This window comes from Evansella vedderi (genome assembly GCF_030813435.1).
Lineage (GTDB): Bacteria > Bacillota > Bacilli > Bacillales > Salisediminibacteriaceae > Evansella > Evansella vedderi.
Window position 1 is genome coordinate 34875 of record NZ_JAUSUG010000013.1, and the last position, 12726, is coordinate 47600.

The window sequence follows — 12726 nt, forward strand, 5'->3', positions numbered from 1 at the left end:
ATGACAACGGAGCAAAAAAAGATTCCAGCATCCTTACAAAGGATCATTGATCGAGTAAAAGACGTATATGCGAACGATACAGAAGTACAAAAGCTATTCGAAAATTGCTTTATTAACACGTATGAAACGACGTTAAAGGAAGATGAAGATGGGACATTCGTTATAACCGGTGATATCCCAGCCATGTGGTTAAGGGATTCCTCTGCACAAGTACGTCCTTATTTAACCGTAGCAGAGGAGGATCCAGAGATTGCGACAATGCTCAAGCAAGTGATCGAACGGCAATGGAAGTATATTCTGCAGGACCCTTACGCCAACGCCTTTAATCGAACGGCCAACAACAAAGGACATCAGCAAGACAGAACAGAAATGAGTCCGTGGATTTGGGAACGAAAATACGAAGTGGACTCCTTATGCTATCCGATTCAATTGACTTATTTGTATTGGAAGGCAACGGGAGACAACACGATTTTAAATGAAACCTTGAAGAAAGTGTTGGAGGTCATTTATGAGGTTTGGAAGGTGGAGCAGAATCACGAGGAGAATTCTCCTTATTTATTTGAACGGGATGATTGCCGTGTGTCAGATACCTTGCTTCGAGACGGTAAAGGTGGCTATTCTGTCAAAACGGGAATGACATGGTCTGGCTTCCGTCCAAGTGATGACGCATGTCTATACGGTTACTTGGTCCCTGCCAATATGTTCGCGGTCGTCGTACTAGATTACGCAAAAGAGATGTTAACGGCTATGGAAGAGACAGAGCTAGCTGGCAAGGTCACGGAACTTTCCCGTGAAATAAAAGACGGGATTGAAATGTACGGGAAAATCGACCATCCTGTCTTTGGGGAAATGTATGTGTATGAAACAGATGGAGACGGAAACGTGAATCTGATGGACGATGCAAACGTTCCAAGCTTACTTTCGATGCCATATCTAGGATATTCTTCCCTGACGGATCCAACGTATTTAAATACGCGAGAGTTTATTCTTAGTCGTCATAATCCTTATTATTATGAGGGAGAAACGGCATCTGGAGTCGGTAGTCCCCACACACCAGACCATTATATTTGGCATATCGCGTTAGCGATTCAAGGAATGACGGCGGTGGAAAGAGAAGAGAAGGACCGCATTTTAGAATTATTTAAAACCACGCATGGATCAACATATTATATGCATGAAGGTTTTGATGCGGACAGACCGGAGAACTTTACCCGTTCCTGGTTCGCTTGGGCTAATTCCATGTTCAGTGAGTTTATTTTAAGTGAAATTGGGGTTTATGTGCCAGGAAGTCCATTGGAACGTCAAAAAAGGATGGAGGTAGATAAGCGTGTTCTATAAGATCGAAAAGCTGCAGAATCGAGTCAACGAACTTGATAGATACCGCTACCGCGAAACGAAGACCATTGATTTTTTCCATGTATATGAGCCGGAGGTAGGGGAGGAGACGATCCTTCCTTCCTCTTACACCGATAAGAAGATGAGAGTTAACGATAACTGGTGTGGAAGGGATAAGTATATTTGGCTGAACACGACACTAGAGATACCGGAAGCATGGTCAGGCCAAAAGGTCGTTGTATATCTTGATTTAGGACGGACGGGAGGAGGGAATAACTCTGGATTTGAATCCCTTCTCTATGTCAATAAAGCGCCGTTCCAAGGGGTAGATTCCAATCACCAAGAAGTGATTTTGCCTGCGGATGTTGCAGGAACCACGGTAGAAATCGACATTATGATGTGGTCCGGCTTGGAAGGGGGAGGCCACCCGCAAGAGCAATTTTACCGCTTGAAAGAAGCGTGGTTTGGGGTTTTAGATGAGCAGGTAGATGAACTGTATTATAAGTCAAAAGCCATCGTCGATACTCTCGGAAGACAAGATACGAATGAACCGGCCTACGCCTCTGTCCTTGCGAGCTTGAACTACGCTTTCAAAGAAGTGGATTGGATGTTTCCTGGAAGCGAGCTATTCTATGCTTCCCTAGAGCGGGGGTTAGCCTTACTCAACAAGGAAATGGAGAAAATAGAAAAGCATGAAGAGGTTACCGTTCATACGGTTGGTCACTCCCATATTGACCTTGCTTGGCTATGGCGGACAAAACATACGAAAGAAAAAGCAAAACGCACCTTTTCCACTGTTTTGCGATTGATGGAACTGTATCCAGATTATACGTATTTACAAAGCCAGCCGCAATTGTACGAATGGATCAAAGAAGAGGAACCGGAGTTGTTCGAGGCCATTAAAGAAAAGGTGAAGGACGGCCAATGGGAAGTGGAAGGGGGCATGTGGGTAGAGTCGGATTGTAATATTCCATCTGGGGAATCGTTCGTCCGTCAGCTGCTCTATGGAAAGAACTTCTTTAAGAAGGAGTTTGGAAAAACGAATAAAGTCCTTTGGCTCCCAGATGTGTTTGGCTATAGCTGGTCATTACCTCAAATTTTGAAGAAATCCGGCATTGATACGTTTATGACAACGAAGATTAGCTGGAATCAGTACAATAGGATGCCCCATGATACGTTTTATTGGCGTGGGATTGACGGGACAGAAATATTAACCCACTTTATCACCACACCGGAACCAGGGAGAGACGAGAATTCTTGGTTTTATACGTACAATGGTCTCATCACTGCCGAAACGGTGAAAGGGATCTGGAAAAACTACCGTGATAAAGAAATCAACCAAGATTTGCTTCTTGCCTATGGCTATGGTGACGGAGGGGGAGGAGTCAATCGGGAGATGCTTGAGTTGAAACGCCAGTATCATAAGATACCGAGCCTGCCAAAGGTCACTTCGACGAAAGTAGGCGATTACTTTAAGAAGCTCCATGATAATGTAACGAACACCGATCAGTATATCCATACATGGGACGGGGAGCTGTATCTAGAGTATCACCGGGGAACGTATACGAGCCAAGCAAAAATGAAAGAGATGAACCGAAAATTAGAACAATCCCTAAGAAAGACGGAAATTTTGTCAGCGTGGAACAGCCTTGAAAATGGCTGGGCGCATTATCCAAGCGCTACTTTAGAAAAGGCATGGAAAACGGTGCTTTTAAACCAATTCCACGATATCATTCCTGGCTCCTCCATCACCGAGGTGTATGAAGATGCCCATAAGGATTATGTCGAGGTTGCCAGAGCTAATAAGGAAATCATTGAGTCCCAACAACAAGACATGGTACAGGAGACCGAGAACTCCTTAGCTTATGCCCATCTTCATCAGTATAATAATCCAATTCTTGTAACGTTGCCTAATGGCTACGAGAATCATAGGTTTGAATTGGAAGGGGAAAATCTAGAGAGTCAGGAGATATCCAATGGGGACTCCCTTCTATTAATTGAAGAGAGTAAGCCTTTCTCCTTCCAAGAGATTCGTGTTAATGGAATGAAAAAGGAACAACCGGTCACGGCACTCAGTGAAGTTTCCCTAGAATCACGGACATGGGATACGCCTTATTACCGTATCCTGTGGAACGATAACGGGCAAGTTACCCGTATTTTTGATAAGAATTCCAACCGGGAATTGATCGAAGCTGGAAAAGTGGGAAATCTCCTAAAATTATATGAAGATAAACCAATGGCACATGATGCTTGGGATATTGACTTATATTACCAGGAAAAATACTCTACTGTGGAGACATTAAAAGAGTGTAAAATAATAGATAACGGACCGCTAAGAACAACACTTTGTTTTACTTGGAAACAAGGAAACTTAGAAATAAAACAACATATCCATTGCTATTGTCATACGAAAAGAATTGACTTTGAAACGGAAGTGGATTGGACTTTACGCCAACACTTATTGAAAGTGGAATTTCCGATTGCCGTCCGTACTACGGAAGCAATCTACGACATTCAGTTTGGAAATGTGAAGCGGCCTACCCATTGGAATACATCATGGGATATTGCGAGATTTGAAACTGTGGGACATAAGTGGGCGGCCCTTGCAGAGCCGAATTACGGTGTCAGCTTAATGAATGACAGCAAGTACGGGTACTCCATTAAAGATAATGTAATGGCACTCTCTTTATTAAAAGGTGCCATCCATCCAGACCCTAAAGCGGATATGGGGATTCATCAGTTTACCTACTCCCTATATCCATTCGCAGGTGTTGCCCATAAACAGGACGTGGAACGGGAAGCAACTTATCTAAACAACAAACTGGTAGCTAAGCCTGGAACGGTCCAAGCACCGTTTACCGAGTCGCTTCTCACTATTTCGAGTGACCAGGTAATTGTTGATACAGTAAAGAAAGCAGAGGATAATGATCACTTAATCGTAAGACTCCATGAGATGGAAGGTACCCAGGTACAGATTAAGCTCGATAGTTATTATAAAGTGAAACAATGGCGAGAAGTGACGTTAATGGAAGAGGAGTATACATCTTCTCTCCATAGGGAGTTTAATGATAAACCAATGGAACTGAATTTTACCCCATATGAAATAAAAACATTGGAAATAGTAATCTAAAAATCTGATAAGGTAAACGAAACGAGGCTTGGACATAACTAAAGTGTTTAATCGGAAATACGAACAACACACTACCTTAGCGGAGGAAATATACGTAGACGCCCGCGGAAAGCGAAGTATATTTCCGAAGCGGGTAGATTGCACCTACATCTAGTTTGTTCGGATTTCTTATTAGTAAAAATACTTTTGTCCCAGCCTCTTTCCCTTTTCATTTATATGTTAGGAGAAGGAAGCATGAAAACATTAAGTTTTATCCGAAAAATAAGTAGCAGGCTATTTCACCGTGTGTTTTTCACCTATTCCACGATCATATTCCTAACGATGGTCAGTTTATTTGTGTTTCTCTCTGAGTATTATTCGGACTTTATCGTTCAGAGAGAGATTGATAAACATGGAACTATTATAGATGAAATAAAATCAGATTTTCATGGGAAACATCAATTTGTATCCCAAGGTGTTCGTAATTTATATCTTGAGAAAGATTTAATACAGGATTTGGCATTCGCCCTGCAGCATGATTATGAAGAGTATATTGGATACAGGCTCGATAAGTTTGCCAATAGTGATTCCTTTGTACCGTACAACTTTGATATTTACGTCAAAAATTATTTTTCGAGAGATGACACGGTCGTTGCCCTTGAAATAAAAAATGAGACTCTCGGAACAGAATATGCCTACTTATTTAATCACGGTCGCTGGAGAGAAAGTACGAAAAAGGAGATGGAGATGGAATATGATAATTCCTCTGGGCATGGAAGTTCCTTCTTTTATACGGTTCGTGAACAGATAAATGACCCCATCTCATTAGAGCGTTTAGGTACTTTATCCGTCTACTTTACTTACGAAAATTTGGAACGGATCCTCTCCCTTAGAGAAGAAACGGTACAAGGTACCTTTCTCGTAACAGATGAAAATATGAATGTGTATTTTTCGAACGGAGATGTAGCAGATGACATAATAGAGGCAATAAATTATGGTACCGTGCAAAAAGAACTTAAGTTAGATGATCTGTATTATATACAATCTTCCGTGGAGCCAGTCAGTGAATTAATGGTTACAGCAATTATCCCTAGAAATGAGTTAGCATCTTTATTTACTTATAAAATTACCATTCTATCTCTCATTATGGTTTTAACCTTGCTTGCCATTGCATTGCCTTATTTTTCCCTTAGGGGACATTCAAAGCGGGTAGACCAGATTGTCACTAAAATGCGTGAAGTTCAAGAAGGGAATTTAAATATAAAGATCGATACAGGGAAAGGAAATGATGACTTAAGTGTTATTTCGGAGACATTTAATGAGACATTGGATGAATTAAATAATTACATTAATAAAGTGTATACATCGAAGATAAAACAAAAAGAGGCGGAGCTTGCCAGTCTTCAGGCACAAATCAATCCCCACTTCTTATACAATACGTTAGAAGCAATCAGAATGAAATCATTATCAGAAGGTGGCCGAACGACTGCGAAGATGATTGTTCAGCTATCTGAATTGTTCCGTCATTCCTTAAAAACGACAGAATTAGTCACATTGGAAGAGGAACAAAATCATGCTCATCAATATATCGAATTGTTTAAGATCAGATTTCCAGGGCAACTAACGAGTCGTTTTGAGGGGAGTGAAGGTCTGAACCATTATTTAACACCGTCCTTTATTTTACAGCCTCTGATTGAAAATTTCTTAATCCATGGCTTTAAACAAAACAGTAATGACAACAGGCTCGAAATAAAGATGAGGAAGAAGCAAGACATCTTATGGATTGAAATCGAGGATAATGGCAATGGAATTAGTGAAGAGAAATTAGAGCGGATTAAACACAAGCTGGCTGGGGGAGAGAGTTCTTCCAATTCGATCGGGTTAGCCAATGTAAATCAACGGATCAAGCTAAAATATGGGCAAGATTACGGGGTAACGATAGAGAGTACTCCAGGGGTGAAAACAGTAGTAACGGTAGGATTACCCGTTATAGAGAGGTGACGATTTATGATAAGCGTAATGCTAGTAGATGATGAACCGTTAATTCTGGAAGGTTTGAGAAATATTATTGATTGGGAATCACTTGGATTTCAAGTGGTTGCAACGGCGAGGAATGGTTTAGAGGCGTTAGAGAAGTCCAGGAAAGAAGTTTCCTTTGATGTGTTGATAACAGATATAAAGATGCCAGAGATGACGGGCTTGCAACTCATTCGACGCTTACGAGAAGAACAGAAAAATACGAAGGTGATCGTCTTATCTGGTTTCCAGGAGTTCGGATTGGTGAAAGAGGGATTGCATTTAGGGATTGAAAACTATCTTTTGAAACCTATCAAGGAAGAAGAATTAATTTCTTCTCTCCAACATGTCAAAGAAAAAATTAAACAAGCGGTGCTGGAAGAGGAGTCAGTTTTAGTCTTAAGGGATCACTCCATCTGGCGCTGGATCGTTGGCAAAATGAGTTATGAAGCGTTAAGACAGCGGATGTCTTTTTATCCTGAGCTGAAAGTAGTCCCCCCATTATGGATGGGGTTATTGAAAGTGGATGTTGACGAACAGAATGAAGAAGAGTGGCAAACGTGGCGGAAAACCTTTGAACGGGAAGGAAATATTGTAACCGTTATCACTCCCTCTGGTGATTTTCTGTTCTTGTGGTTAAAGGAATCTCCAGAGTGCTGGGAAGAGGAAGTGGACAAGTTACGACGTCTAATAGACTCGACGGAAAAAATAGAAGACTATGTTTTTGTTCACAGTAAAAAAATCAGTGACTTAAGTCAAATTCAGGATTTGTATCGGGAATTAGAAATGGCAAGCGAATTAAAGATGCTGCTCCCGGAAAAAGATCATCGTCTTGCAGAGCAATTGTACAGTGCGTCGGAAGGATATGAGCATTCGAAAAAGTACTCCAGTAACTATGTGACTCACGAAATCATGGAGCAACTAGCCAATCAAGACTATGAAGCGGTGAAAGCCTCCATGAAACAAACGTTATCCATGTTGGAACAGGAGCGGCCCTTACTCATGAAGAGTGTTTTATTGGAGTTCTTTTTCCAATTGAAAAACAAATTCTCGTTGCATATTGACTATGAGATATACGTGGAGACATTAAACCAAATTTTATATATTGAAGAATTAACGGATGCCTTGGAACTAGTGGAAAAATGCATCGAAATGATGGATATGAATTATTCACAGCAACATCAGGAATATAGCCCTATAATACAAACCGTGTTGAATTTTATTCATCAGAACCTATCAGAAGAGATGTCTCTTAAAACATTAGGTAACAGCTTTCATATTAATTCTATTTATTTAGGGCAACTGTTTCAAAAGGAGGTAAATTGCTCCTTTACGAAATATTTAAATAAGCTAAGGATTGAAAAGGCGAAGAAATTACTTCTTCATTCCCACGAAAAAGCAGGGACAATCGGGAAAAAAGTGGGATATACGGACTCTGCTTATTTTTATAAACAGTTTAAAAAGTTGGAGGGGGTTACTCCTTCCGAGTGGAGAAAAGAAAAACAATGATAGGAGGGTAACTCATAAGGTAAACATGACCTTTGAGTTACCCTCTTCTTTTGTATACCTATAATAATTTTATGTGTATTTATTTTAGCCAGTAAATCTAAGATATATCAACTTTAGTATTTGAAAGGGGTTTCATATAATTAAATTAGGTTAACGAAGTCAGACTTGGAAGGGGGAAGAAAATGCAGCGCTTAAAGAAATTTGGAAAAAACTTATACGATAATCAAATCTGGCTTTTCATGGTACTACCTGGATTTGTCTGGCTCATCGTCATGAAGTACATTCCGATGTTTGGACAAGTCATGGCGTTTAAGGATTTCAGATTCCATCCAGATGGATTTTTCGCTAGTGTTTATCATAGTGACTGGGTTGGGTTTGAAAACTTCAGGTTTTTATTCGGTACAAACGATGCTTATATCATCACAAGGAATACGGTTTTATATAATTTAGTCTTTATTGTTTTAGGACTTATATTAGCGGTTGCTGTTGCGATTATCTTAAGTGAATTAACGAAGCAAAAACTTGCTAAAATTTATCAAACTGGGATGTTATTTCCTCACTTTTTATCCTGGGTGGTTGTGAGTTATTTTGTATTCGCTTTTCTGAGTGTAGACCGGGGGTTGTTTAACAGTGTTCTAGAGATGTTCAATATGGATCCAGTCTCTTGGTATAACGAACCCGGCTATTGGCCATATTTCCTTGTGGCAATTAGTCAATGGAAGGGTGTAGGATTTGGAAGTATTGTTTACCTTGCTGCTATTGTAGGGATCGACAGAGCCTATTACGAAGCAGCAATGATTGATGGGGCAAGCAAGTGGCAACAAATTTGGCGAATTACAATCCCAATGATCATGCCGCTAATTATCATTCTAACTATTTTAAATATAGGAAGTATCTTCAGTGCAGACTTCGGGTTGTTCTATCAGATTCCACGGGATTCTGGACCATTGTATCCAGTGACAAACGTTATCGATACGTACGTTTATCGTGGTCTCATGACTATGGGCGATATTGGAATGAGTACCGCAGCAGGGTTATATCAGGCGACCGTGGGATTCATCTTAATCTTACTAACGAATTATATCGTTAGAAAAATTGACGAAGACAATGCACTATTCTAAAGAATAATCAGGTGGAAGGAGAGTGAAAAAGTTGGATATCCCACCAAAAGCAGCAGAGTCAGCGAAACTTAATAAAACCCTTCCGCTAAGGAAAAAGAAAAAGTATAATCCGTATGGTTTTTCAGGCAAGACGAGTGTAATGATGCACATTTTACTTGGATCCTTTGCGTTTCTATGTATCTTTCCATTCATTTACGTTATTATTATTTCCTTGTCGAGTGAACAATCACTTTCGATGTATGGTTACCGATTAATACCGGAAGCATGGAGCTTAGAAGCCTATCAATATTTATGGCAGGTAAGGTCACAAATCTTTCGAGCCTACGGGGTGACACTCTTTGTCACGATTGTTGGTACGATTATCAGTGTATCTGTAATAGCCTTGTACGCTTACGCCATATCAAGGAAACAATTTTTGTATCGAAAGCAATTTACATTCATCGCCTTTTTCACAATGCTATTTAGTGGCGGAATGGTACCATTTTACATTGTGATGACACAATTCTTAGGATTGAAAAACTCCATTTGGGCACTAATATTGCCAATGACGGTAAATGCCTTTTATATCATTATAATGAGGACATTTTTCCAGCGATCTGTTCCGGAGGCGATTCTCGAATCGGCACGAATTGACGGGGCAGGGGAGTTTCGTATCTTTTTAACGATTGTATTACCACTAGCTGTTCCAGGTATTGCAACGATCGCGTTATTTAATACGCTAGCCTATTGGAATGACTGGTTTAACGCTTTGCTATTTATAGATAACCCTAGTTTAGTCCCATTACAGTCTCTATTAATGAGGATTGAAAATAACTTAGATTTTATTCGACAAAATGCGATGCTATCCAGTCAAAACGGTTCCATTTTAGCTTCGATACCACAGGATTCAGCTAGAATGGCAATGGTCGTTATTGCTACGCTGCCGATCGCATTATCTTATCCATTTTTCCAAAAGTATTTTGTTAAAGGATTAACGATTGGAAGTGTGAAGGAGTAGAAGTAGGTTTTACTTAAGGTTGGTCTCAAAGGGAAGGTTTAAAACTCCATTCTATGTTGTAATACATTCCCTTTTTGATAAATAAAATCAGCAAGTAGAGAAGAAACGGGGGAAGAAAATGAAAAAAGTTATTTTACTAGTAGCCATTCTTTTTGGTCTTGTGAGTGTTCTAACCGCATGTGGCAATGAAGACTCACAAACAAATTCATCACCTTCAAATAATGAAGATAGTGGTGAACAAGCTGCGGAAAGTACAACAGAATCGGAATTGGACGATGTTACGTTAGTTTGGTACTTGATTGGTACACCTCAGCCTGATCTTAATAAAGTTCTAGAAGAGGTTAATGCGTATACGCAAGAAAAAATTAATGCAACGATTGACCTAAGGTTACTGGACTGGGGGGAATTTAACGACAGAATGCAAGTAATTACCACTTCCGGGGAAGAGTATGACATTGCATTTACAAGCTCTTGGGCTAACAACTACGCTTTAAATGCACGACGTGGTGCTTTTGTGGAATTAAATGACTTAATGGACCAATACGGTCAAGAAATGAAAGAATTAATCGATCCTGCATTCCTAGAAGGAGCGCAAATTGACGGAAAACTTTATGCTGTTCCTACGAATAAAGAAGTAGGCCAACAAGCGGTATTGTCTTTTAATAATGAACTAGTGGAAAAACATAATTTAGATATTTCAACAGTTAACTCTTTAGCTGACTTAGAGCCATTATTGGCAGTCATTAAGGAAAATGAAACAGACGTAACACCGATCGCAACATTTGATGCGTATCTTCCGTTTGATTCTATCCTTCAAGAGGAAATGCCTTTTGCTTTCAGATTAGACGGGAATACAGATGAAGTAGTTAATAAATATGAAGAAGAAGTTACGATGGAAACATTAAAAGTAATGCACGATTACTATAAAAAAGGTTATATCCGTCCAGATGCTGCAACAAGCACAGACTCTTGGCCGTTAGAAACACCAAACTGGTTTGTTCGAAAAGAACTTTATCAGCCATATGCAGAATTAATTTGGTCCAGGTCTGCGGGATATGAAATCGTAACCCGACCTCTTCATGAGCCATATGTATTTAATAACTCAGTAACAGGTTCTATGCAGGCAATTTCAGTCACCTCAAAGAACCCTGAGCGGGCTATGATGTTCTTGAACTTATTAAATTCGGATCCTTATTTAAGAAACTTACTTGACAAAGGAATCGAAGGGGTTCACTACGAAGAGAATCCTGATGGTACGATCAAAGACTTACCTGCACGTGTGGAAAGATATAACATGCCGAGCTTTGCAATCGGAAACCAGTTGATTCTGAAGTTATACGAAGATGATCCAGCAGATAAATGGGAAGCTTTCGAAGAGTTTAACGAAAATTCCATTCCATCACCAGCATTAGGGTTCTACTTTGACTCTAACCCTGTTCGTACAGAGATCGCAGCAATCAGTAACGTTACAAGTGAATTCTCACCTGCATTACTAAAAGGTGCGGTGGACCCAGAAGAATATATTCCGTTATTTAATGAGAAATTGTATGAAGCTGGAATGCAAAAAGTATTAGATGAAATTCAAAGTCAATACGATGAATGGAAAGCAAATCAATAATTCGATTATTAGATGATTCCATTTATGAATGATGAGACAGCTGTAAGATGCAAGACGAAAGGTACCCAAATTCAATTTCGGGTACCTTTCTAATTATATGGAGGGATGAACATGTTTTATGGAGCTGTTGAGGCAGGAGGCACAAAATTTGTATGTGCAGTGGGAGATCAGGAAGGGAAGATTATTGACAAAATCACACTTCCAACAGAGGAACCTCAAACTACCTTGTCCACAATTTACTCTTTTTTTGATAACTATCATTTAACGGCCATTGGAATCGGTAGTTTCGGCCCGATCGAATTAAATAAAGACAAAGAAAACTATGGGGAAATATTGAATACACCGAAGCTTTCATGGAAGAACTTTAATATTTATGAAGCATTCGCAAAGAGATATAAGGTGCCAACTTTCATTAGTACCGATGTCAATACGGCAGCACTTGGGGAATATCGCTGGGGATCGGCAAAGAATGCCAACAGTTGTTTGTACATTACGGTTGGAACGGGCATCGGAGCAGGCTTTGTAAATATGGGTGAGGTATTAAACGCATGGAACCATCCTGAAATGGGACATATTCATGTACCTCGCCATAAAAATGATACTTTCGAAGGGAGCTGTCCTTACCATAAAGACTGTTTAGAAGGGTTAGCATCAGGCAGTTCCATCGAAGCCAGGTATAAACGGAAAGGAAAAGAATTGGGACATGAAAAGGAAGTCTGGGAACTGGAGGGCTATTATTTAGCCCAAGCAATCATGAGTTATTCATTAATTCTGGGTCCGGAAAAAATCATTCTTGGTGGCGGAGTTATGAAGCAACAGACACTCTATCCAATTATTCGAGAGCAACTTGCAAAGTTACTTAATGATTATATTACCATTGAAAAAATGGAGGAGTATATCGTCCCCCCTTCGCTCAACGATAATCAAGGGATTATGGGGGCATTAGCCCTGGCAATCCACGGATACGCGATAAAAAGTAGTGAGGGGCCAGTAAATACTTAAAAGGCCCTAGGGGGGAAGA

8 protein-coding genes are annotated in these 12726 nt (G+C 40.0%); all 8 read left to right on the plus strand.

What is annotated here, in order from left to right:
• The 8 genes from J2S74_RS15885 (at position 1) to J2S74_RS15920 (ending at position 12707) form a co-directional block, all read left to right on the plus strand.
• Positions 1 to 1338, plus strand: a complete 1338-nt coding sequence (locus J2S74_RS15885) for a glycoside hydrolase family 125 protein (protein WP_307327097.1) — start codon at positions 1 to 3, stop codon at positions 1336 to 1338.
• The gene (locus J2S74_RS15890; protein ID WP_307327099.1) at positions 1328 to 4465 is read left to right on the plus strand and encodes an alpha-mannosidase; all 3138 of its coding nucleotides are present in this window, start codon (positions 1328 to 1330) and stop codon (positions 4463 to 4465) included. The genes J2S74_RS15885 and J2S74_RS15890 overlap by 11 nt, the downstream gene beginning before the upstream one ends.
• 234 nt (positions 4466 to 4699) lie before the next feature.
• Entirely contained in the window at positions 4700 to 6445 is a 1746-nt protein-coding gene (locus J2S74_RS15895; protein ID WP_307327101.1) for a sensor histidine kinase, read from the plus strand.
• Between the two features lie 6 nt (positions 6446 to 6451).
• On the plus strand, positions 6452 to 7969 hold the full coding sequence (locus J2S74_RS15900; RefSeq protein WP_307327102.1) for a response regulator transcription factor: 1518 nt from the start codon (positions 6452 to 6454) through the stop codon (positions 7967 to 7969).
• Positions 7970 to 8151: 182 nt separating this feature from the next.
• On the plus strand, positions 8152 to 9090 hold the full coding sequence (locus J2S74_RS15905; protein ID WP_307327104.1) for an ABC transporter permease: 939 nt from the start codon (positions 8152 to 8154) through the stop codon (positions 9088 to 9090).
• A 139-nt stretch (positions 9091 to 9229) separates the two neighbouring features.
• On the plus strand, positions 9230 to 10087 hold the full coding sequence (locus J2S74_RS15910) for a carbohydrate ABC transporter permease (protein ID WP_307327278.1): 858 nt from the start codon (positions 9230 to 9232) through the stop codon (positions 10085 to 10087).
• A gap of 118 nt (positions 10088 to 10205) precedes the next feature.
• Complete coding sequence (locus tag J2S74_RS15915; protein WP_307327106.1) at positions 10206 to 11705, plus strand: ABC transporter substrate-binding protein; 1500 nt, start codon at positions 10206 to 10208, stop codon at positions 11703 to 11705.
• 111 nt (positions 11706 to 11816) lie between these two features.
• Entirely contained in the window at positions 11817 to 12707 is an 891-nt protein-coding gene (locus J2S74_RS15920; RefSeq protein WP_307327108.1) for an ROK family protein, read from the plus strand.
• Positions 12708 to 12726 lie beyond the last annotated feature (19 nt).

What these genes read in the sequence shown, in the direction of transcription:
- J2S74_RS15920 (WP_307327108.1), top strand. Translation starts at nt 11,817, where the DNA reads ATGTTTTATGGAGCTGTTGAGGCAGGAGGCACAAAATTTGTATGTGCA.
- J2S74_RS15885 (WP_307327097.1), top strand. Translation starts at nt 1, where the DNA reads ATGACAACGGAGCAAAAAAAGATTCCAGCATCCTTACAAAGGATCATT.
- J2S74_RS15910 (WP_307327278.1), top strand. Translation starts at nt 9,230, where the DNA reads ATGATGCACATTTTACTTGGATCCTTTGCGTTTCTATGTATCTTTCCA.
- J2S74_RS15905 (WP_307327104.1), top strand. Translation starts at nt 8,152, where the DNA reads ATGCAGCGCTTAAAGAAATTTGGAAAAAACTTATACGATAATCAAATC.
- J2S74_RS15915 (WP_307327106.1), top strand. Translation starts at nt 10,206, where the DNA reads ATGAAAAAAGTTATTTTACTAGTAGCCATTCTTTTTGGTCTTGTGAGT.
- J2S74_RS15895 (WP_307327101.1), top strand. Translation starts at nt 4,700, where the DNA reads ATGAAAACATTAAGTTTTATCCGAAAAATAAGTAGCAGGCTATTTCAC.
- J2S74_RS15900 (WP_307327102.1), top strand. Translation starts at nt 6,452, where the DNA reads ATGATAAGCGTAATGCTAGTAGATGATGAACCGTTAATTCTGGAAGGT.